19 protein-coding genes are annotated in these 21,019 nt (G+C 69.2%); 11 read left to right on the top strand and 8 right to left on the bottom strand.

Annotation, left to right across the window (positions count from 1 at the left end; all coding sequences use genetic code 11):
* The first annotated feature begins 45 nt into the window (after window positions 1-45).
* Entirely contained in the window at window positions 46-1,893 is a 1,848-nt protein-coding gene (locus tag VFZ09_RS45715) for a S8 family serine peptidase (RefSeq protein ID WP_329734141.1), read from the top strand.
* Complete coding sequence (locus tag VFZ09_RS45710; RefSeq protein ID WP_073563525.1) at window positions 1,890-2,105, top strand: DUF5818 domain-containing protein; 216 nt, start codon at window positions 1,890-1,892, stop codon at window positions 2,103-2,105. Before VFZ09_RS45715 ends, VFZ09_RS45710 begins: the two co-directional genes overlap by 4 nt.
* 39 nt (window positions 2,106-2,144) lie before the next feature.
* Here the strand turns inward: VFZ09_RS45710 and VFZ09_RS45705 are convergent, their stop codons facing one another.
* The 3 genes from VFZ09_RS45705 to VFZ09_RS45695 are packed head-to-tail and all read right to left on the bottom strand — an operon-like array spanning window position 2,145 to window position 4,482.
* Window positions 2,145-2,543, bottom strand: coding sequence for a DUF3037 domain-containing protein (locus VFZ09_RS45705; protein ID WP_329734140.1), 399 nt, complete (start codon window positions 2,541-2,543; stop codon window positions 2,145-2,147).
* Complete coding sequence (locus VFZ09_RS45700; protein ID WP_329734139.1) at window positions 2,521-3,306, bottom strand: HipA family kinase; 786 nt, start codon at window positions 3,304-3,306, stop codon at window positions 2,521-2,523. Before VFZ09_RS45700 ends, VFZ09_RS45705 begins: the two co-directional genes overlap by 23 nt.
* A gap of 18 nt (window positions 3,307-3,324) precedes the next feature.
* Entirely contained in the window at window positions 3,325-4,482 is a 1,158-nt protein-coding gene (locus tag VFZ09_RS45695; RefSeq protein WP_329734138.1) for a type II CAAX endopeptidase family protein, read from the bottom strand.
* Window positions 4,483-4,612: 130 nt separating this feature from the next.
* On the opposite strand from VFZ09_RS45695, the gene VFZ09_RS45690 reads away from it, so the two are divergent.
* From VFZ09_RS45690 to VFZ09_RS45680, 3 genes are read left to right on the top strand one after another with little or no spacing between them, the layout of a single operon-like run.
* Window positions 4,613-5,992 (top strand): hypothetical protein, encoded by a 1,380-nt coding sequence (locus VFZ09_RS45690; protein ID WP_329734137.1) that lies wholly within the window; start codon window positions 4,613-4,615, stop codon window positions 5,990-5,992.
* Window positions 5,993-7,168, top strand: coding sequence for a cytochrome c3 family protein (locus tag VFZ09_RS45685; protein ID WP_329734136.1), 1,176 nt, complete (start codon window positions 5,993-5,995; stop codon window positions 7,166-7,168).
* Entirely contained in the window at window positions 7,168-7,602 is a 435-nt protein-coding gene (locus tag VFZ09_RS45680; protein WP_329734135.1) for an Ig-like domain-containing protein, read from the top strand. Before VFZ09_RS45685 ends, VFZ09_RS45680 begins: the two co-directional genes overlap by 1 nt.
* 4 nt (window positions 7,603-7,606) lie before the next feature.
* Here the strand turns inward: VFZ09_RS45680 and VFZ09_RS45675 are convergent, their stop codons facing one another.
* The 5 genes from VFZ09_RS45675 to dnaJ all read right to left on the bottom strand — a co-directional run bounded on the left by VFZ09_RS45675 (window position 7,607) and on the right by dnaJ (window position 15,970).
* The gene (locus tag VFZ09_RS45675; RefSeq protein WP_329734134.1) at window positions 7,607-10,159 is read right to left on the bottom strand and encodes a 1-acyl-sn-glycerol-3-phosphate acyltransferase; all 2,553 of its coding nucleotides are present in this window, start codon (window positions 10,157-10,159) and stop codon (window positions 7,607-7,609) included.
* Between the two features lie 31 nt (window positions 10,160-10,190).
* Window positions 10,191-11,909: an arginine--tRNA ligase gene (argS, locus tag VFZ09_RS45670; protein WP_329734133.1), complete on the bottom strand. Its 1,719-nt coding sequence runs from the start codon at window positions 11,907-11,909 to the stop codon at window positions 10,191-10,193.
* A 76-nt stretch (window positions 11,910-11,985) separates the two neighbouring features.
* Entirely contained in the window at window positions 11,986-13,665 is a 1,680-nt protein-coding gene (locus tag VFZ09_RS45665; RefSeq protein WP_414640809.1) for an ATP-binding protein, read from the bottom strand.
* A 291-nt stretch (window positions 13,666-13,956) separates the two neighbouring features.
* Window positions 13,957-14,682 carry a HEAT repeat domain-containing protein gene (locus tag VFZ09_RS45660; protein WP_329734131.1) on the bottom strand — a complete coding sequence of 242 codons (726 nt, stop codon included), beginning with the start codon at window positions 14,680-14,682 and terminating at the stop codon, window positions 13,957-13,959.
* A gap of 103 nt (window positions 14,683-14,785) precedes the next feature.
* Window positions 14,786-15,970 (bottom strand): molecular chaperone DnaJ, encoded by a 1,185-nt coding sequence (gene dnaJ, locus VFZ09_RS45655; RefSeq protein ID WP_329734130.1) that lies wholly within the window; start codon window positions 15,968-15,970, stop codon window positions 14,786-14,788.
* Window positions 15,971-16,083: 113 nt separating this feature from the next.
* On the opposite strand from dnaJ, the gene VFZ09_RS45650 reads away from it, so the two are divergent.
* From VFZ09_RS45650 to VFZ09_RS45625, 6 genes are all read left to right on the top strand, one after another.
* Complete coding sequence (locus VFZ09_RS45650; protein WP_329734129.1) at window positions 16,084-16,821, top strand: hypothetical protein; 738 nt, start codon at window positions 16,084-16,086, stop codon at window positions 16,819-16,821.
* Window positions 16,818-17,333 (top strand): ribosomal protein S18-alanine N-acetyltransferase, encoded by a 516-nt coding sequence (rimI, locus tag VFZ09_RS45645; protein WP_329734128.1) that lies wholly within the window; start codon window positions 16,818-16,820, stop codon window positions 17,331-17,333. The genes VFZ09_RS45650 and rimI overlap by 4 nt, the downstream gene beginning before the upstream one ends.
* 205 nt (window positions 17,334-17,538) lie before the next feature.
* On the top strand, window positions 17,539-17,910 hold the full coding sequence (gene rpsL, locus VFZ09_RS45640; protein WP_043408969.1) for a 30S ribosomal protein S12: 372 nt from the start codon (window positions 17,539-17,541) through the stop codon (window positions 17,908-17,910).
* Between the two features lie 144 nt (window positions 17,911-18,054).
* On the top strand, window positions 18,055-18,525 hold the full coding sequence (gene rpsG, locus VFZ09_RS45635) for a 30S ribosomal protein S7 (protein ID WP_071900193.1): 471 nt from the start codon (window positions 18,055-18,057) through the stop codon (window positions 18,523-18,525).
* 140 nt (window positions 18,526-18,665) lie between these two features.
* A complete protein-coding gene (gene fusA, locus VFZ09_RS45630) occupies window positions 18,666-20,741 on the top strand; it encodes an elongation factor G (RefSeq protein ID WP_329734127.1) in 2,076 nt (691 codons plus the stop codon).
* A gap of 116 nt (window positions 20,742-20,857) precedes the next feature.
* Window positions 20,858-21,019: GTP-binding protein (locus tag VFZ09_RS45625; RefSeq protein WP_329734166.1), on the top strand; the 162-nt coding region annotated here is incomplete at its 3' end.

Below are 21,019 nucleotides of genomic sequence, written 5' to 3'. Positions count from 1 at the left end.
ATCGTTCCGCCGTTCGTTCGTAGGGGTCTGCATCAAGGAGCGCTCATGAAGCGTTGGATCCTGGCAAGTGCGGTGCTGGCCCTGGCGGCCTGCGCGTCTCCCTCGGACTCCGAAGGGACGGCGGCGAAGGAGGCCCCGGCGGTGGACACCTCGCGGCGTGTCCTGGCCGAGGAGGCACCCGGCGGCATCGTCGTGGACTTCAAGGACGGCACCACCAAGGCCGAGTTCGATGCCTGGGAGGCCGAGTGGGGCGTCAACCTCGAGTTCAACTCCATGGAGGGCGCGCAGACCGGCGTGACGATCGCCCAGGGCGTGGAGGACGTGGACGCGGTGCTCGCGCGCATCCTCCAGAACCCGGCCGTCGAGTCCGCCGAGCCGCTGCGCGTCTACTCGGTCCCGCCCGGTGAGGAGGCCGTGGAGCTGGACTCCTCGCTCGAGGAGGACAGCAAGGACGGCTACACGCCGAACGATCCGGACTACCCCAAGCAGTGGAACCTCCGGATGATCCACATGCCGAGCGCCTGGAAGGAGAGCCGGGGCAAGGGCGTGGTGGTGGCGGTGCTGGACACGGGCATCGCCTACGAGGACCACGACGACTTCAAGCAGGTGCCGGACCTGAAGGGGGCGAAGTTCAAGAAGGGGTACGACTTCGTCAACGACGACGAGCACGCCAATGACGACCACGGGCACGGCACGCACGTGGCGGGCACCATCGCGCAGGTGACCAACAACGGGCAGGGCGTGGCGGGCGTGGCCTTCGAGGCGACGCTGATGCCGGTGAAGGTGCTGAACCACTTCGGCTCCGGCACGTCGGCGGACATCGCCGAGGCCATCCGCTTCGCGGCGGACAACGGCGCCAACGTCATCAACATGTCCCTGGGCGGCGGCGGCTACTCGAAGGTGATGGCCGACGCGGTGGAGTACGCGCGCAAGAAGGGCGTCACCGTGGTGGCCGCGGCGGGCAACGCCGGGCGCCCGCGCGTGGAGTTCCCCGCGGCGTACCCGGGCGCGGTGGCGGTGGCGGCGGTGGGCCCGGGTGGCTCGCGCGCCCCGTACTCGTCCTACGGCAAGGAGCTGGACATCGCGGCTCCGGGTGGTGACAAGCGCCAGGGCGACGCGGGCGGCATCCTGCAGAACACCATCGACCCGAGGGATCCGTCGCGCTCCGTCTACGCCGCCTACCAGGGCACGAGCATGGCGACGCCGCACGTGGCCGCCGTGGCCGCGCTGCTGTACGCCGAGGGCGCCAGCGGGCCGGACGAGGTGGAGAAGGCCCTCTACGCGGGGGCGAAGCGCGTGGGTGACCAGGCCTGGACGGAGGAGTACGGGCACGGGCTCCTGGATGCCCAGGCGTCGCTGAACGCGCTCGGGGGTGGGGCCTCGCGCTGGCCGTCCATGTGGTGGGCCCTGGCGCTGCTGGCGCTGGTGCTGCTGACGATCCGGGGGCGCGAGCGGCCCGGCTACCTCAACGTCCTCATCCGCCCGAGCTTCCTCGTGCCGCTGGTGCTGGCCACCGTGGGCGTGTTCTTCGCGCGCTCGTGGTTCGGTGGGGCCTCCGGGGCGGCGGGTGACGTGGTGGACGCGGCGTACCTGCCCATCCCCGACTGGCAGCGCATCATCTTCGGCCGGGGCAAGGTGGCCAACCCGCTCTTCTACAGCTCGCTCATCCCGCTGCTGCTGTCCTTCCTGGCCATCAAGTTCAAGGGGCTCCGGTCCGCCATCGGCGGGCTCGCCCTGGGCTTCGCGGGCTTCCTCGCCTACGCGGCCTGGTCCAAGGCGCCCTCCCTGGCGTGGATGCCCTTCCACTTCCTCGCGCTGCCCTGGCTGGTGGTCAACACGTTCATCTGCCTCATCATCGCGCGGGCCATGCTGCGCAAGGAGACGGCGGGATGAAGCTCACCGGACGCGTGGTGTTCCGCGACATCGAGACGGGCGTCTGGGTGCTGGAGGGGGATGACGGCCGCACCTACCAGCTCGCCGGGGGCGATCGGAAGATCAAGAAGGACGGTCAGCGCGTGGAGGTCGAGGGCGATGTGGCCCGCGACATGCTGACCGCCGCCATGGTGGGGCCCGTGTTCAACGTGGCCTCCTACCGTTTCATCTGAAGGACGCGGGGGCTCTTCTCCCGCGGGGGCCCCTCTCGATCAGCTGCGCGAGGGGGGCCGCACCATCCGCTGCATCAGGTGCTCGAGTGCCTTCGCCGGCTCCTCGCACAGGCCCGAGTGGACCGGTCCCGTCTGGAGCATCGTGCTGCGCGGCGCCACCAGCCAGTGGAAGCGCTCCTTCTGCGGCAGCTGGCCGATGGGCCCCGCCGCCTTGCCTCCCGCGCACAGCCGGGGAATCGACTCCAGGTGGCTTCGCAGCAGCTCCACGTCCGCGTCCGGCGCGAGCGCCAGCAGCCGCCGCTCGTCCAGCTCCACCCGCGCACTGAGGAACCGGTGGGTGAGGCAGTAGAGGATGACCCCCGCGTTGATGAACTCCTCGCGCTCCACGCGCGGCACGATGCGGATGATGGCGTAGTCAAACGAGCTGTGCGCGGGCACGCTGTGCCTCCTCGATGAACGCCGGCACCGCTTCCAGGCGCTTCCGCAGGTAGGTGACGTAGGCCTCCCGGTGCTCGGCCGCCGTCGCGAAGCGGGGCTCCGTCGCCGGACCCAGCCACGCCTCGGGCACGCACCCGACGATGTGCCGGATGACGTCCTCCGTCACCCGCTGGCGCAGCGCCGCCTCCGCCTCGGGCAGGGCCGACGCCCAGGGCAGCAGCACATGGTCCTTCACCGCCGGGAAGCGGCTCTGGCTGCGCTCCAGGTAGTCGTCCCACGCGTGGTGGAAGTACAGGGACGCCCCGTGGTCGATGAGCCACAGCGCCTTGTGCCAGCTGAGCAGGTTCGGGTTCTTCGGCGTGCGGTCCACGTTCGTCACGTAGGCGTCGAAGCAGACGATGGCCGAGGCCTCCTCCGCCTTCGGCGCCGGGCCCACCGTCGGATCGAACGTGATGGAGCCCGGCAGGTAGTCCATGCCCAGGTTGAGGCCCGCGCTCGCCTTGAGCAGATCGCGGATCTCCCCGTCCGGTTCGGCGCGGCCCAGGGTGGGATCCAGCTCCACCAACACGAGCTCCGGCATCCTCAGGCCCAGGGCCCTCGCCAGCTCGCCCGAGATGATCTCGGCCACGAGCGCCTTGATTCCCTGGCCCGCTCCCCGGAACTTCAGGACGTACAGCCCCGAGTCTTCCGCCTCGACGATGGCGGGCATCGAGCCGCCCTCGCGCAGCGGCGTGACATAGCGTGTCGCGGTGATCTTTCTCACGCGTGGACCCTCACCCGTTCAACGGACATCCGGCCTCTTTTGTTTGGATTGCCTCGCCCGCTCCTGGGCGTACTCGCCGAGCGGTATCTCGCCCCGCCGGGCGCGGACGCGGAGCTCGTACAAGGCCTGACGCTCGGCATGCAGCGCGTCCGGTGCGTCCTCGGGGATGCTCCGCAGCGGGAAGTCCCGGTCGATCCGGCTCAGCTGGATGCCCAGCGGATCCAGGGCCTTGTAGGCGCCCAGGGACAGCACGGCGGCGAGCATCCACGGAGCGGCCAGCCGCAGGAGCTGGGGCGCGGGCTCCAGCGCGACAGGGGGCTCCGGGGCCTCGAGGTCCTCGCGCGAGCGGGGAGGGCCCAGCAGGGACGGGAAGCGGCGCGCGGCGGCCAGCAGGGCCCAGAGCACCGCGCCGCCAACGATCACGAGCATCAGCATGGCCTTCGCCTGCTCCTGGGAGGCCGGCTCCTCGGGCATATCGAGGTACCGCTGGGCGAAGAACAGCACCATGGACACGGAGTTGTTGGCCGCATGCGCGAGGATGGCCGGCCAGAGCGAGCCGGTGCGCACCAGCAGCCAGCCGAACAGCACGCCCAGCTCCACGCGGGCGAAGAAGCCCACCGGATCCAGGTGGAACATGCTGAAGACGACCGCGGACAGGAGGACGGCGCGCATGGCGGGTCCTCCGTGCGCCCTCAGGCCCTGGAAGAAGACGCCCCGGAAGAAGAACTCCTCGCAGATCGGCGCCACGACGGTGACGCTGGCCACGATGAAGGCCATCTCGACTGAGGACTGGCCGCGGAACATGTCCGCGACGTCGTAGATCTCCCGCCACGCCGGGGGCAGCAGCGACTGGGCGACGTACTGCACGGGCGCGACGATGGCGAAGAAGTTGGTCACGCCGAGCACGAACGCGAAGGCCACCGGCGCCAGCCCCGGGAAGGCGAGGCCGGTGTAGCGCACCGGCTTCCTCCCGGTGGCGCGCAGCACGTACCAGCCCAGGCCGAGGAAGACGAAGAGCTGGGTGAACCAGATGCCGAAGGCCACGTTGAGGGTCTGCACGAGCAGCCCCGAGGCCAGGAAGGCCACGAACACGGCCGCTGCGGCGACCACCGCCACGGTGCGTGGATCGCGCAGGTGCGGCGAGGGTGTAGGGGGGCTGGGGCTGACTTCTTCCAACGGCTTTCTCCAACGGCGAGGAAAGTGAACGACGAGGAAGGTGCTCGAAACCCGACGCACGGGAACGAGGCGCTTCTATAATGCCCCCACTTTGGCGCGCTTCCCGGGACGAACGCAGCGAGGGTTGACCGTGGTGGGCGCTTTGACGGCGCTCGTGGTGTCGGACACCGCTTCGGCATCCGCGTTCCAGCTCGAGGCGCGCACCGAGGCGCAGATCTACCAGATTCGCGCGTGGAGGGACGCGTCTCCTGGCGAGCCGGTGTTGTTGCCGCGCCGGAGGATCGTCCAGTACCTCGGGCTCAACGGCTACGAGCTCGTCACCGGGCAGGACGTGGGCTTCGAGTCCAGCTTGCGCGTCTTCGCGGACTTCGGCCTGCCGCGCGGCGAGGCGGCGAAGATCGACGGGTTGCGCTCGGAGGACGCGGACCTGCTCTATGCCTTCGTGCGCTACGGGGGCAACGGCTTCGAGGGGCGGCTGGGGCGGCAGCTGTACGTGGACACCGCGGACATCCTGGCCTTCGATGGCCTGCGGGTGCGCTACGTGAGCCCGCTGGGGCTCGGGGCCGAGGTGTACGGCGGGTTGTGGGTGAAGGGGGCGGGGTTCCTGGCCTCGTCGGTGTACCAGCCCGATGGCACGCGCGAGAGCGACGCGCGGCGGCTGGAGCAGGGCGTGGCTGGAGCGGATCCCACGCTGACGGCGCTCGAGCCGGTGTACGGCGCGAAGCTGCTGCTGGAGGACCTGAAGGGAATCTCCGCGTCGCTGGGCTACCGCCGGTCGCTGGTGGAGGGGAAGACGGACCTCGAGCGCGCGACGCTGGAGGCGCGGTACGGGCGGGGGCTCGGGCTGAGCGCGCTGGCGGGAGTGGACTTCGACATGCTGGGGCGCCGGCTGGCGCAGGCCCGCGCGCAGGTGCGCTGGGACGGCGAGCAACTGGCGGTGAGCGGTGAGGCGATGCGGCTCTCGCCCGTCTTCTCCGCGGACTCCATCTGGTACTGGTTCGCCTTCGCCCCCCGGGACGAGGCGCGGGTGCGGGTGGACTTCTTCCCGCGAGGCCCGCTGCGCTACTACGTGCAGGGCGTGGGGAGCCTGTACCACACGGAGCTCAACAGCACCCTCGCGCTGGCCGAGGCGGCGAAGGAGCCCGGAGGGCCTCCGTCCCAGACGGTGGGCGGCTCGGCGGGCGCGGCGCTGCGGTGGGGGCGCTTCCGCTCGGGGTTGGACCTGTCGTACCGGCAGGGCTTCGGAGGCACGCAGCTCTGGGCGGATCTCACCGCCGGGTACGGCTTCGGGCAGGGGCGCTTCACGCTGGACGGGCGGCTGTCCGCGGCGCACATCGACGATGGCTTCAACCCGCTGTTGGCGGGCAACTTCCTCGGCGCGCAGCTGTGGGCCAGCCAGGCGCTGTCCCGGGCCGCGCGCCTGTCCCTGGTGCTCGAGCAGAACGTGAACCCGTTCACCCGCTGGGACTCCAAGGTGTTCTTCCTCTTCGACCTGAAGGCGAGCCTGTAGATGGAGCGCCGCTCTCGTACAGCCCTGGGCCTGGTGGCCCTGTCCCTCCTGGTGGCGGGCCTCGCCTGGGCGGCCACCGCGCGCGAGCGCAGCCTCGCCGTCTACCCGGCCCAGCACATCCCCCTGAAGTTCGACCACGCGCAGCACCTGGCGGGTGGCGCCGAGTGCGTCACCTGCCACGAGGGCGTGACGTCCAGTGACTCGGCGAAGGAGCGCAACCTGCCGGGCCACGCGGAGTGCGAGACCTGTCATGACCTGGAGGCGGCACGGAAGGGGGCGAAGACGGACCCGCCGTCGGGCTGCAACACGTGCCACCCGGGGTTCGATCCCACGGTGCGCGTGGCGCCCGCGAAGGTGGACGTGCCCCCGGCGAACCTGCGCTTCAGCCACGAGGTGCACGTGGCGAAGAAGGTGGAGTGCACGGCGTGCCACGGGAGCATGACGGACGTGAAGCTCGCCACCCGGCAGCAGCTGCCGAAGATGGCCTCCTGCTTCGAATGCCATGACGGCAATGTGGCCACGAAGCAGTGCAAGAGCTGTCACCCGGCGGAGCCCTCGGGGCGGTTGCAGCTCTCGTTCCCCTCGGGGGTGCTGCGGCCGATGCAGGGCAACCCGCTGGGCCTGGATCACGGGCCGCGCTACGAGTTCACCCACGGCAACCGCGCGTCGGTGGACCGGCAGACGTGCATGTCGTGCCACGCCGAGTCCTATTGCCAGTCGTGCCACGACGCGCTGCAGAAGCCGCTGCCGGTGCACCCCAACGACTACCTCACGCTGCACCCGGTGCAGGCGCGGCAGGACAGCGCGCGCTGCTCGAGCTGCCACCGGACGCAGTCCTTCTGTGCCTCGTGCCACGAGCGCACGGGCGTGGGCATGGACGCGGACCGCTCGCTGCGCTCGCGCAACGTGAAGGTGCACCCGGACTACACCGCGTGGGTGGAGACGCCCGGGCCCCAGCACCATGGGGTGGTGGCCTCGCGCGACATCCAGCAGTGCGTGTCCTGCCACCGCGAGGAGTCGTGCATGAGCTGCCACTCGGAGCGCTCGGTGCGCAGGCAGGTGAATCCGCACCCGGATGGCTTCGCCGCGGCGTGCAAGCGGGTGGCGGCGGCCAATGACCGGGCGTGTCTCAAGTGCCACACCGAGGAGAGCCTCGTGGGGAAGGGGTGCCGCTGATGCGCCGGTTCCTGTGGGTGGGCTTGCTGGGGTGTACCGCGTGCCTGGATCCGGGAGAGCCCTTCCTCGCCGCGCGCGACACGGATCCGCCCGACGTGGTGTCCACCGAGCCGAGCGCCGGAGGCACGCTGCCGGCGACCGGCACGTTGGAGATCCTCTTCTCCGAGTCGATGGATGTCCGCACGTTGCGCCCGGGCATCGCCGTCTTCGAGGGCCGGGTGGAGATTCCGTTGAAGCTGACGGTGCCGCCCGGCTCGGACGAGGGCGAGAGCATCGAGCGGGGAGACGTGCCGTACACCGTCACCGTGGGCACGGAGACGGGGGCCTTCACGCCGGGCACGGCGTACACGCTGGTGCTGCGCACGTCGTTGACGGACCGGGAAGGGAACCCGCTCGGGCAGGAGGTGCGGGTGCCCTTCCGGACGTCGCCGTGAGGGCTCAGCCCTGGTGGCGCAGGTAGCGGCGGATCTCCTCGGCGAACTGCTTGCTCGCCGCCACGTCGGGCGCCGCCGGCCCCAGCTTCAGCTTCTTGTCCTCTTCCACCAGGTAGCGCTGCTCCACCATGTAGGCCACGGCGTTCTCCAGCGTCACCTTGGCCAGGGACTCGGCCGCGGTGATGCGCCCCGAGTGGTACTCGGCCCGGCCCAGGTCCAGCGCCTGCTTCACGAAGGACTTGCGATCCTGCGCCGTGCCCGCGGCCACCTCCTGCAGCGTCTGCGCGGCGATCAGGTAGGCCTCCAGGTAGTCGCGCAGCAGGTCCGCGAGGAACTCCAGCTCCGGCCGGGCATGGGGCTCCGGCGCCACGCTCAGCGTGTCCCCCTCGTGGAGCACCAGCCCCATGCGCACCAGCCGCTCGACGACCTCGGCGAAGATGGTGTCGAAGCTGGCGCCCACCCGGTAGATGAACTCCACCTTGAAGAGGCGCGAGAGCCACAGCGCCCGGGCCTTCACCTCGTCGAACGGCGCCGGGGCCCCCACCAGCAGCGCGTTGGCCACGAGGCTGCGCGCCGCCACCAGGTTCATCAGCGTGTTCTTGTAGAAGGACATCTCGCCGCGGCGGTTGTCCTCGGTCTGGTAGATGACCTCGCCGTGCGCCTTCTGCGTGCGCACCATGCCGTCCGAGCAGAAGGTGCGCATGGCGTCCTGGATGGCGCCCATCGCCTCCGGGTTGCTCGGCGAGTCCTTCAGCATGGTGGACAGCGGTGCCTGATCCTCCGCGGCGATGCGGCGCAGGATGGTGATGCGGTCCGTGAGCTCGCGGCTCGTGATGCCGCGGCGGCGGTGGGCGAGCAGCGACGCGCTCACCAGCGCATGCGGCGTCACGGTGGACACCTTGCTGATGCCGTACATCACCCGGTTGCCCAGGGCGCGCACGAGGCCCTTCTTCTGATCGTCCGTGATGGGCTGGGCCGGGTCGAGCCCGCGGCTCTTCATCAGCTCCACGAGGGACAGGGGCTCGTCGAAGGTGAGGTGGATGCGGCCGTAGCGCGCCGCGAGCACCTTGGGGGTGCTGAGCAGGGCCTTGATGTCCTCGGGCTTCTTCTCGCCGCCGGCCAGCTCCTTCGAGTAGCTGCCCGACTCCACGACCTTCTCGTAGTCGATGGACACGGGGACGAAGATGAGATCATTGCGAGCGCCCTCGAGCACGGCCTCGAGCTGCCAGGTGAACATGCCCAGCTTGGGCTGCAGCAGCTTGCCGGTGCGCGAGCGGCCGCCCTCGGGGAAGAACTCCTGGTGCACGCCGTCGTGCACGAGCTTCTTCACGTAGCCCTTGAAGGTGGCGGCGTAGACCTTGTCGTCCTTGAAGGAGCGGCGCAGGAAGAAGGCGCCGCAGCGGCGCAGGAGGAGCCCGAGCGGGAAGAAGGACAGGTTGGCGCCCGCGGCGACCAGGGGCACGGCGTAGCCGCGGTTCCAGAGGATCCAGCTCATCACCAGGTAGTCCACGTGGCTCTTGTGCGAGGGGCACAGGACGAGGGGGGCCTTGCTGGCGGCCTTGAGGGCGCGGTTGAGGCCGGCCTCGTCCACCTCGATGCCGTCGTAGATGCGGTTGAACACCCAGCCGAGCACGGGGGCGACGAAGGACAGGGTGGTGGGGCTGGGCTTGCCGGCGATGGCCTGGAGGTTGCGCCGGGCCTGGCGCAGGACGCTCTCGGGCTTGCGGTTGCTCTCGGCGGCCACGGCGTCGAGCGACTTGCGCAGCGTGCGGTCGCGCAGCGTCTCCTCGAGGATGCGCTCGTGCGGCTTCACCGGCGGGCCGAAGACGGCGCGCGTCTCCCGGGCCAGGTGGTGGTTGAGCGCGCTGCGCACCTTGCGGGCGATGAGCTCGTCCGAGTCCTGCGGGTTCTGCTCGATGAAGCGCTTGAGATCGATGGGCTCGCCCACGCGGAACTGCGCGCGGCGGTAATTGCGGAAGAACGCCACCATCGAGTGCACGAAGCCGGGGGCGTCCGGGCTGCCGAAGACGTGGTCCAGGACGCTCGGCTTGATGCGCGAGGTGCGCTTCTCCCAGACGAAGAGCTCGGGGACCAGGAAGATGGTCTTGTCGCTCTTGCGCGCCATGGCGACCAGGGCGGGGAAGGGGTTCTCCTCGATGTCCTTGCCCGCGGCGCTCAGCAGGGCCGTCTTCTTGAGGAAGATGAGGCCGCTGCCGGCCTGGCGCCGGGCGTAGGTGAAGCGCACGTCGAAGTCGCCGCGCTGGGCCGTCTTGCGGAACGGGCGGGTGAACCAGGGACGCAGGTTCACCACGGCCCGCACGGGGGGCAGGGCCCGGCGCACCATGGCCCAGGCCAGGTAGAGGAAGTTGATCCACGCCGTGGTGCGCATGACGTGCACCACGAACCCCTTGGCATGGAGCGCGCGCAGCTCGTCCTCGGCCTCGGCGGGGAAGCGCACCCCGTCGAAGTAGCGCTCCCCCAGGATCCGGGAGATGCGCCCGAACTCTTCCTTCAACGCCTCACTGTGATTCACAGCGGGTGTCAATGCGGTGTCCACGTGCGGCCCCCCTTTATCCACGCGAGCCTCGTTACATGTTCTCGGGAGTAGCGATACCCAGCAGCGTCAGGCCGGAGGCCAGGGCCGCCCGCGTCGCATCCGTCAGCGCGAGCCGCGCGGCCTTCACGGGCTCGTTGTCCTCCACGAGCACGCGCTTGCTGCGATCCTGGTTGCCCAGCGTGTAGTAGCGGCTGAACTCGGCGGCCAGGTCCAACAGCCACCGCGCGACGAAGCTGGGCTCGATCTGCTCCGCCGCCTCCTGCACCACCACCGGCAGCCGGGCGATGGCGCGCAGCACGGCCTGCTCCTCCGGCAGGGTGAGCAGCGACGCGTCATACGAGGCCGGAACCCCGCCGCCCTTGCGCAGGACGTTGCAGGTGCGCGCGTGGGCGTACTGGAGGTACGGACCGGAGTGACCCTCGAAGTTGACGACGTCCTCCCAGTCGAAGGTGTAGTCCGTGGTCCGGCGGTTCTTCAGGTCCCCGAAGAAGATGGCACCCATGCCGATCTGCTCGGCCAGGCCCTCGGGGTCGTCCGTCTGCATCTTCCCCGCCTTGATGTTCTCCTCCACCTTCTCGCGCGCGCGGACCTTGGCCTCGTCGAGCACGTCGGTGAGGAGCACCACGTTGCCCTTGCGCGTGCTCATGCCGTGCACGCGGCCGAAGTTGACGTGCACCATGCGATCCGACCACTCGCGGCCCATGGCCTTGAGCACGCGGAAGAGCTGCCGGAAGTGCAGCGCCTGGTCCGTGGCCACCACGTACAGCGCCTTGTCGAAGTGGAAGCGCTCGTACCGGTCGATGGCCGCCGCCAGATCGCGCGTGGCATACAGGGTGCTGCCGTCGTTCTTCTTGAGGAGCACGGGCGGCTCGTTCTCCTCGTAGGGCAGGTCCACGATGGTGGCGCCCTCGGACTGCTTGATGCCGGGCTTGCGGGCGATCTCCTCGATCACCGGCTCCATCTTGCCCTGGTAGAAGCTCTCGCCCTCCATGTGCTCGAACTTGACGCCGAGCCGGGCGTAGACGCGCTCGAAGTCGCGCAGGGACGTCTCGCGGAACTCCTTCCACAGCGCGAGCGCCTCGGTGTCATTGGCCTCCATGCGCCGGAAGAAGTCGCGGGCGCGCTCGTCGAAGGCGGGCTCGGCCTCCGCGCGCTTGTTGGCCTTGACGTACACCTCCACCAGGTGGGGCATCTCCTGGCGCCGGGCCGGGTCGCCGTACTCCTGGAAGCCCACGGCCACCAGGCCGAACTGCTTGCCCCAGTCACCCAGGTAGTTGATGCCCTCGACCTTGTAGCCGAGCGCCCGGTGCAGGTTGGCCACGCTGTGGCCGATCATCGTCGAGCGGATGTGGTGGAAGGCGATGGGCTTGGCGATGTTGGGCGACGAGTAGTCGATGACCACCGTCTTGCCGGCGCCCACGTCGCCGCCGCCGTAGCGCGCGCCCTGCGAGCGCACCGCGTCGAGGACTTCAGAAGTGAAGGGCATCAGCGCGAACTTCGCGTTGACGTAGGGGCCGGCGGCCACCACGTCGAGGCCCGGGACCTTGATGCTCTGGGCGAGCGAGGCCGCGATGGCGGGAGGCGCCTTCTTCTGGGCCTTGGCCAGGGGGAAGGTGGGGAAGGAGAAGTCACCGTGAGCCGGGTCGGCCGGCTTCACCTGGGACTCGAGCTCGGAGGCGGGGACGCCCAGGGCCTGGGCGAGCGCCTCGACGAAGGCAGTCCGATAACGGGAGTAGACGGAAGGATTCATTGGATCGCGCGGATACTAAGCGAAGCGGGGCGTATTCCGCGCACCTTCTGTCAACGCATCGGGCCGGAATTCCCTTTCAGGTGACCGCGGGGTTGCGGCGGCTGGGGCGGACCACGGCGGCCACGGTGTCGAGCAGCCGGGGCAATTGCAGTGGCTTCTCGAAAAATCCGTCGATGCGGTCCAGGCCCTGGCCGGCGCCGAGGGTGGAGACCTCGCTGGCACCGGAGATGATGTAGACGGCGATGTCCGCGAGGGACTCGGTGCCGCGGATGAAGCGCAGCACGGAGCGACCGTCCTCCTCGCTGAGGCGCAGGTCCAACAGCACCATGGCCGGGCGGATGTGCGAGAGGATGGAGCGGGCCTCGGCGGCGCCCGAGGTGGACATCACCCGGTAGCCCTCCTGCTCGAGCACCTGCTGGAGCACCTCGCGGCAGTCGGCGTCGTCCTCGACGAGGAGGATGCCACCGGCGCGGGGGCCGGCCTGGGCGCTCTCGGGGGTGCTGACGGCGCCGGCGAACATGGGCAGCACCATCTGGAAGGAGGTGCCTTCACCCAGGGTGCTGGAGGCCTCCACGCGGCCGCCGTGCAGCGCGAGGATCTTCGCCACCAGGGGCAGGCCGAGGCTGCGGCCCTGACCGCGGGTGGTCTCCGGGCGGTAGAAGGGATCGAAGACGTGCTCCAGGTCCTCGTTGCCGATGCCCGGGCCGGAGTCCTTCACGGTGAGCAGGGCGAGCCCGTCCTCGACGGAGACGCGCAGCTCCACGGTGTCATCGGCCTCGCAGCGGTGGATGCCGCTCTCCACGAGGTTCTGGATGGCCTCGGCGATGCGCTCGCGGTCGCCGCGGACGAAGACCTCGCCGCAGGGGGGCAGGGTGAGCTGCACCTTGGCCTGCTCGGCCATGGGGGTGAGGGTGCGGAGGACCTCCTCGGCCACGGCCTTGAGGCCGAAGGGGCGCTGGTTGAGCTGCATCTTGCCGGCCTGGAGGCGGGACATGAGCAGCAGATCATTCACCATGCGCAGCATGCGGTCGGCGCTGCGATCGCACACCTGGACCGCGCGGCGCTGGGAGTCGGAGATGGGCCCGAGCTTCTCGCGTCCCATCATGGCCAGGTAGGCCTTGAGGGTGGTGAGGGGGTTCTTCAGGTCGTGCGAGACGTTGCCGAGCAGCTCGTCGCGGCTCTGCTCGAGGGCCTTGAGGCCGGCGATGGCCGTCTGGAGGTCCTTGTTGCGGCGGGCGCTGTCGTCGCGCAGGCGGGCCACCTCGTAGGCGGCGGAGAGCTGGCCGGCGAGCGCCAGCAGCATGGAGTCGGAGACGGCGCGGCGGGGCGCGAGGATGGCGAGCACGCCGCTGACGCCATGGGGGCTGTCGAGCGGCACGGCGACGGTCTCCTCGTCGCGCTGGATGGACTTCTCGGCGAAGGCGCGGCCGATGAGGCCCTGCTCGGGGGTGGCGGCGGTGATGCGCTCGTCGTAGCGGCCGCGCACGTGCTCCACGTGGAGCTGGTTGCGCGAGGGCTCGAAGCGCGCCACGTAGCAGGCCTTGGCCTGCATGAGGCCGTGGATGATCTGCAGTTGCGAGCGGAGGGCCTCGGTGGGGCCGGCGCTGGAGGAGATGTGCTGGGACATCTCCACGAGGGCGCGCTCGGCGGCCTCGCCGTCCACGGGAGGCTGGGGCTTGACCGTCCGCCGGGGCTTCTTCACCTCGGGACGGAGGGTGACGATCTCTGCCAGATGCGGAACCTTCTTCTTCGGCACGGAGCTACCTCGGCAACCAGGGGGCGGCGCGTCCATCCCCGTCCATGAGTGGGGGCGGCGCGATCGCCACGCGAGCCGATCCTGCGCCACCGGGAGCCGGGGTGGGAACCCTTCCCCGGGCCCTCTCGGAACAGGGGACGACCGCAGGACAATTGCCGTGTCGGATAGGTGACATCAGGGCGGGTGAGTGGCTCCCCACCCGTGGGGTTCTGGACAGTCCCATGCCGCGGTCCGCTCCGGGTGGAGCGGGGACGCACGCGGCGTCAACCCGGGAGGCTCGGGGCCAGCGGATCAGCCGCGGCGCTGCACGTGGCCGCTGCCGTCGAGGTAGTAGGGCTCGTTCATCACGGCCTCCACCTTCTCGCGGTAGCCCTGGACGCCGAAGCCGCTCTCCTGGAGCGCGGCGAGGGCGGCCGTCTGCACGCGGCGGGCGGTGTCGCCGGAGGTCAGCAGGCGGAGGATGGGCTCGCGCGCCGGCTCATGCTTCTGGGGGCCGAGCGCCTTGAGGGCGGCGATCTTCACCTCGTCGGCCATGTCGTCGAGGTGGGGGAGCACGGCGGGGGCGATGCGCGGATCCTGCTTGCCGGTGACGAAGTGGAGCAGGACGACCTTCTTCTCGGGGTCGCGCATGTACTGGGTGCTCAGGGTGTTGAGCGTGTCCACGACGATGGAGACGACCTCGGGCTCGGGCAGCAGCGCCTCGAGGATGCGGAGGGCCCAGGAGGTGGCCTGCTCGTTCTTGCGCAGGAACTCGGTGACGGGGGCCACGGCCTCCTTGTCGAAGCTCTTGATGAGCTCGAAGACGTGCTCCTTCTCGTCGGCGTCGGTGGTGAGGGGCTCCACGGTGATGGTGTAGCGGTGGAGCAGGACGGTGACGGCCTCGGGGATGCGCATCTCCCCGAGCTGCTGGAGGGCCTTCTGGCGGGTGGTGGGGTCCCCGTACTTCTGGGTCACCTTGGACTTGAGCTTGAGGGCTTTTTCGGGGCCGGAGCCGCCGAGGAAATCGAAGATGCCCATGAGGAAAGAGGCTCCGCGGGGTGGATACGAGTGTCTTGGGCGCCGTGTAGGACGCGGCGCAAGCTAACGCAAGAAGCTTGGATGGCCAGTGACCAGCCGTCGATTAGAGCTGCAGGGAGCCCCGCACATCTCCCTGGTAGGCCCGGGCGAGCGCCTCGGCGGCCTTGCGGGCCTCGTTCGAGAGCTGCTCGGGCACCTTGACCTGGAGTGTGAGGTACAGGTCTCCGGCGGGTCCGCCCTTGAGCGAGGGGGCGCCCCGGCCGCGCAGGCGCATGCGGCGGCCGGACTGGGAGCCCTCGGGCACCTTCACCGTCACCTCGCCCTGGAAGGTGGGGACGCGGACCTCGGCGCCCAGCATGGCCTCGGAGACGGTGACGGGCAGGTCCATGTAGAGGTCGTCGCCCTCGCGGCGCACCAGGGGGTGCTCGGAGACGATCGTCTCGATGTAGAGGTCCCCGGGAGGCCCCCCGCGCGAGCCCGCGGCGCCCTGGCCGGACAGCCGGATCTTGGAGCCGGTGTGGACACCGGCGGGGATCTTCACGGTGAGCCGGGCCGTCTCGTCCACGACGCCCGAGCCCTGGCAGGAAGGGCAGGGGGGCGCGGCGCGGCCGGAGCCCCGGCAGGTGGGGCAGGTGCCGCTGGTGTTCATGCCCAGCACGCCGCTGCGGCGCACCCGTCCGGTGCCACCGCAGGTGGAGCACGTGGAGGGAGTCCCCACCTGGCCCGCGCCCTGGCAGCGCTGGCAGCGGCCGGGGCGCTGGAGCGAGATGCCGCGCTCGACGCCGGTGAGGGCCTCGTTGAAGCTGAGCGTGAGGGTGGCCGTGATGTCCTCGCCCGGAGTGGGACCGGCGGCCCGGCCTCCCCCGGCGCGTCCGAACATCTCGCCGAAGTCCACGCCGCCGCCCCCGCCGCCGCCCGCGCGGTTGAAGATGTCGCCCAGGATGTCGCCGAGGTCGAAGTCCACGCCGCCGCCCCCGCCGCCGCCGCCGAAGGGCATGCCGCCGCCGGCCGCCTGGGCGGCCTTGTAGGCGCGGTACTGGGTGGCCTTCTTTTCGTCGAAGCCGAACTGGGCCGCCTCGTTGCCGAACTCGTCGTACAGCTTGCGCTTGCGCTCGTCCGAGAGCACCTCGAAGGCCGCGTTGAGCTGCTTGAACTTCTCCTCGGCCGCCTTGTCGCCCGGGTTGACGTCCGGGTGGTACTTGCGAGCGAGCTTGCGGAAGGCCTTCTTGATTTCGTCGGCCGGCGCCGTCCGGGACACGCCGAGAATCTGGTAGTAGTCGTCCGCCATGGTGTGACCGCCCTCCGAAACAGCAACAACGTAACCTGCCGTGCGGCGATCGCCAGCAAGGCGTGTGAGCCAGGGTCGGGATGTATAAAGTGGCCGGAGGCGCGAGGGAGAGCATGTCAGCGCGGTACCGACAGGGGACGAAGACGGTGCTGGTGGTGGGCTGGCTCGCGCTGGTGCCCGTGGCCGCCGCCCGGCCGCCTGCCCCCGAGCCTCCTGCCGAGCCCTCTTCTGGCGCTTCGGGGGGCGGGAGCCGGGTCATCGACCGGGTGGTGGCGGTCATCGGCACCCAGGTCCTGACCCTGAGCGAGCTGGAGTTCGAGGCCCGGGTCTCGTTGGTGCAGCGAGGAGGCATGCGAGCGGCGGATGCCTCGCTCGACGAGAAGACGCTCCGGGGAGCGCTGGAGCTGGCCATCAACTACCGGCTGCTGGTGGCGGGGGCGGACCGGCTGCAGGCCTTCCAGGCGGAGCGCTCGGAGGTGGATGCGCGGCTGAGGGCGTTCCGCGACCGCTTCGAGGACGAGACGGCGCTGCTGGCCTTCCTGGCCCGGCACGACGCGGACCTGGAGCAGCTGACGGCGGTGCTGGAGCGGAGCGTTCGGGCCGAGCGCATCCTGGACAGCCGGATCCGCCTGCGCGCGCAGGTGAGCGACGCGGAGGTGCGGCGGTACTGGGATGAGAACAAGGGAACGCTGGGTGGTCCGTTCGAGGCGGTGCGGGACACGATCCGGGAGAAGCTGTTCCGGGACCGCTACAACAAGCTGGCGGGGGAAGAGTTCAAGCAGGTCCGGGAGAGCGCGAGCATCCGGCGGGTAGCGCCCTTCGCGCGGATCCAGGAGGGGGAGCAGCCATGAGACGCATGCGCGAGGATCTCCGTCCCGGGAGCAGGCCCAGGCCGGAGTCTGCGTTCCTCATCCGCAGGATGACGCGGGAGGATCTGCCGGCGGTGATGGAGCTGGAGAAGGCCTCGTTCCGCAACCCCTGGTCGTTCGAGCTGCTGCAGCGTGAGCTCAGCCACGACTGGTCCGTGATCTTCCTGTTGGAGGAGCCGCTGCCGGAGGGGGGGAAGCGGCTGCTGGGCATCTCCATCTTCTGGATCGTCCACGACGAGGTGCACGTGCTGAACGTGGCGACGGCGCCGGAGCACCGGAGGCGGGGGGTGGGGCGGGAGTTGATGGAGGCCACCCTGGCCGAGGGGCGGGCGCGCAAGTGCAGCCTGGCCACGTTGGAGGTGCGCAAGAGCAACGAGGCCGCCATCAACCTCTACAAGTCGTTCGGCTTCCGCCCGGTGGGGGTGCGGCCGAACTACTACGTGGACGAGGGCCAGCCGCCCGAGGACGCGATCGTGATGGTGCTCGACTTCTAGCAGCCGGGGGAGTAGAGGACCGACCCCGTTGTCAGAGTGTAGGAATGGATGCCCGTGGGGTTCACGGTTCATGCCGTGGGCCAGCAGTCGCTTGACACAGGGTGTCCCCTCCCTATACTCGCGACCCTTTTTCAAGCGCAGTTGTAGGTTTGTATGCGCCCCCGGGGACACCCCCCCGGATCAATCGGGAAGGAAGAGGAGTTCAGTGCCGACTATCAGCCAGCTGGTCCGCAAGGGCCGCGAGAAGTTGAACATCAAGGGTAAGAGCCCCGCTCTGAAGGAGTGCCCCCAGAAGCGTGGCGTGTGCACCCGCGTGTACACCACCACTCCGAAGAAGCCGAACTCGGCCCTCCGCAAGGTGGCGCGTGTTCGTCTGACGAACGGGATCGAGGTCACCTCGTACATCCCCGGCGTGGGTCACAACCTCCAGGAGCACTCGGTGGTGATGATCCGCGGTGGCCGTGTGAAGGATCTCCCGGGCGTTCGCTACCACATCGTCCGCGGCACGCTGGACTCGGTGGGCGTGGCCGGCCGCAAGCAGAGCCGTTCGAAGTACGGCGCCAAGCGCCCGAGCTGAGTTCCGCTCGAGATCACCTTCGTTTCATTTCATTGGGATGCTTGCCCCGCACCCTGGGGAGCCTTCCTGAGTTCACCAACGCAGTTCGAAGCCCCACTTTAGACTCCCGGGTGCAAGGGAGCGGGGCGTAAGGGATACAGAGCAATGCCTCGTCGTCGCGTAGTAGCCAAGCGCAAGATCCTTCCCGATCCGAAGTTCCAGGACCGCCTCGTCACGAAGTTCGTGAACGACCTGATGCGCAAGGGGAAGAAGTCCATCGCCGAGCGGGTGTGCTACGGCGCCTTCTCGCTCATCGAAGAGCGTGCGAAGGAGGACCCCCTCAAGACGTTCAAGAAGGCCCTCGACAACGTCAAGCCTGTGCTCGAGGTGAAGAGCCGCCGCGTCGGTGGCGCCACCTACCAGGTGCCCGTGGAGGTCCGTCAGGATCGCCGCGTGGCGCTGGGCATGCGCTGGATCATCACCTACGCCAAGGCGCGCGGTGAGAAGACGGCCATGGAGAAGCTGGCGGGCGAGATCATGGACGCCGCCAACAACCGTGGCAACGCGGTGAAGAAGCGCGAGGACACGCACAAGATGGCCGAGGCCAACAAGGCCTTCGCCCACTACCGCTGGTAGTCGTGCGTCTCCTGTAGTATCCGGCACCCGGATGCGGACCTCCGCGTCCGGGTGTTTCAGGTCTTTGACAACCGTTTCGTTGGTTTCGTGGTTGGAAGGGCAGGGGAACCGCCCGTCCTGTTCTGGAGAGGTTCGGAGAAATGCCTCGCGAGTATCCGCTCGAGCGCTATCGCAACATCGGCATCATGGCGCACATCGACGCCGGCAAGACCACGACCACGGAACGGATCCTGTTCTATACGGGAGCCATCCACAAGATGGGCGAGGTGCATGAAGGCACCACGACCACGGACTGGATGCCCCAGGAGCGCGAGCGCGGCATCACCATCACCTCCGCCGCCATCACCGCGTTCTGGAGCAGGAGCGACCAGAAGTACCGCATCAACATCATCGACACCCCCGGCCACGTGGACTTCACCATTGAGGTGGAGCGCTCGCTGCGTGTGCTGGACGGCGCCATCGCCGTGTTCGACGGCGTGAATGGCGTGGAGCCCCAGTCCGAGACGGTCTGGCGTCAGGCGGACAAGTACAAGGTCCCCCGCATCTGCTTCATCAACAAGATGGACCGGGTGGGCGCGGACTACGTGATGTCCGTCAACTCCATCCGCGAGAAGCTGGGTGCGCGCCCGGTGCGCCTGCAGTTGCCGCTCGGGACGGAGGAGAAGCTCCGCGGCGTCATCGACCTGGTCCGGATGAAGGCGCTCGTGTTCCACGACTCGGAGCAGGGCAGCCGGTACGACGTGGTGGACATCCCCGAGGAGTTCCTCGAGGAGGCCACCGCGGCCCGCGCCGAGCTCGTCGAGACGGCGGCCGAGCAGGACGACGCGCTCACCGAGAAGTTCCTCGAGGGCACGGAGCTGACCGAGGCGGAGATCCGGGGCGCCATCCGCAAGGGGTGCCTGGGGATGAAGATCTTCCCCGTGTTCTGTGGCTCGGCCTTCAAGCACAAGGGCGTGCAGCCGCTGCTGGATGCGGTGGTGGACTACCTGCCCAACCCGCTGGAAGTGCCCCCGGTGCACGGCAAGAGCCCCAAGGGCGAGGACGAGACGCGGCCGACAGATGACAAGGCGCCGTTCAGCGCGCTGGCGTTCAAGATCATGAACGACCCGCAGTTCCCGTCGCAGACGCTCACGTTCCTCCGCATCTACTCGGGCAAGCTGGAGGCGGGCACGGCGGCGTGGAACTCGGTGAAGGGCAAGCGCGAGCGCATCAGCCGTCTGGTGCAGATGCGCGCGGACAAGAAGGACGAGGTCCAGGAGTGCTACGCCGGTGATATCTGCGCGGTGGTGGGCCTGAAGCTGGCCACCACGGGCGACACGCTCTGCGACGACAAGCACCCCATCATCCTGGAGCGGATGGAGTTCCCCGAGCCCGTCATCGACGTGGCCATCGAGCCGAAGTCCACGGCGGACCAGGACAAGATCATCACCAGCCTCAACCGCCTGATGATGGAGGACCCGTCGTTCCGCGTGAAGACGAACGAGGAGACGGGGCAGACCATCATCGCCGGCATGGGCGAGCTGCACCTGGAGATCATCGTCGACCGGCTCCTGCGCGAGTTCAAGGTGGACGCCAACGTGGGCAAGCCCCAGGTGGCCTACCGCGAGACGGTCACCAAGGCGGTGGAGTCCGAGGGCAAGTACATCCGCCAGACGGGTGGCAAGGGCATGTACGGCCACATCAACCTGCGGGTGGCCCCCAACGAGCCGGGCGCCGGCTTCGCCTTCGAGAACAAGATCGTCGGCGGGGTGGTGTCCAACGAGCTCGTCGACGCGGCGAAGCATGGCATCCAGGAGGCCATGCAGAGTGGTCCCATCGCGGGCTACCCCATGCTGGACGTGAAGGTGGAGGCCTACGACGGCTCCATGCACGACGTGGACTCCAACGAGATGGCCTTCAAGATCGCCGGCTCGATGGCCTTCCGCGACGCCGTGCGCTCCGCGGCCCCGGTGCTCCTCGAGCCCATCATGGACTGCGAGATCGTCACCCCGGACGACTTCACCGGTGACGTGATTGGCGACCTGAACGGCCGCCGCGGGAAGATCATGGGCATGGAGCCCCGGCCGGGAGGCGTGCAGGCGATCAACGCCCAGGTGCCGCTCGCCAAGATGTTCGGGTACTCGACCGACCTGCGCAGCCGCAGCCAGGGAAGAGCCACCTACACCATGCGGTTCAGCCACTACGCGCCGGCACCCAAGGACGTGCTGAACCGTTGATGCACCCGGCCCCTCTCATGGGGGGCAGGCGATTTAGATTGACGTTTCTGCGGGTTTGGAGCACGACGCAGCACCTTTTCTCGATTCGGCCGGAATCCGGTCTGCGAGGAGCAGCAATGAGTAAGGAAAAGTTCGATAGAAGCTTGCCGCACGTCAACATCGGCACCATCGGCCACGTTGACCACGGCAAGACGTCCCTGACGGCGGCCATCACCAAGGTGCTGGCGAAGACGGGCGGCGCGACGTTCCTCGCGTACGACCAGATCGACAAGGCCCCC

The organism is Archangium sp. (assembly GCF_036277355.1).
In the GTDB taxonomy this organism is placed as follows: domain Bacteria; phylum Myxococcota; class Myxococcia; order Myxococcales; family Myxococcaceae; genus Archangium.
This window is presented reverse-complemented; position numbering and strand designations above follow the sequence as displayed.

Excerpts from the sequence above, each read along its gene's own strand:
- VFZ09_RS45715 (WP_329734141.1), top strand. The coding sequence starts at position 46 with ATGAAGCGTTGGATCCTGGCAAGTGCGGTGCTGGCCCTGGCGGCCTGC.
- fusA (WP_329734127.1), top strand. The coding sequence starts at position 18,666 with ATGCCTCGCGAGTATCCGCTCGAGCGCTATCGCAACATCGGCATCATG.
- VFZ09_RS45650 (WP_329734129.1), top strand. The coding sequence starts at position 16,084 with ATGTCAGCGCGGTACCGACAGGGGACGAAGACGGTGCTGGTGGTGGGC.
- VFZ09_RS45710 (WP_073563525.1), top strand. The coding sequence starts at position 1,890 with ATGAAGCTCACCGGACGCGTGGTGTTCCGCGACATCGAGACGGGCGTC.
- dnaJ (WP_329734130.1), bottom strand. The coding sequence starts at position 15,970 with ATGGCGGACGACTACTACCAGATTCTCGGCGTGTCCCGGACGGCGCCG.
- rimI (WP_329734128.1), top strand. The coding sequence starts at position 16,818 with ATGAGACGCATGCGCGAGGATCTCCGTCCCGGGAGCAGGCCCAGGCCG.
- VFZ09_RS45660 (WP_329734131.1), bottom strand. The coding sequence starts at position 14,682 with ATGGGCATCTTCGATTTCCTCGGCGGCTCCGGCCCCGAAAAAGCCCTC.
- VFZ09_RS45680 (WP_329734135.1), top strand. The coding sequence starts at position 7,168 with ATGCGCCGGTTCCTGTGGGTGGGCTTGCTGGGGTGTACCGCGTGCCTG.
- rpsG (WP_071900193.1), top strand. The coding sequence starts at position 18,055 with ATGCCTCGTCGTCGCGTAGTAGCCAAGCGCAAGATCCTTCCCGATCCG.
- argS (WP_329734133.1), bottom strand. The coding sequence starts at position 11,909 with ATGAATCCTTCCGTCTACTCCCGTTATCGGACTGCCTTCGTCGAGGCG.
- VFZ09_RS45685 (WP_329734136.1), top strand. The coding sequence starts at position 5,993 with ATGGAGCGCCGCTCTCGTACAGCCCTGGGCCTGGTGGCCCTGTCCCTC.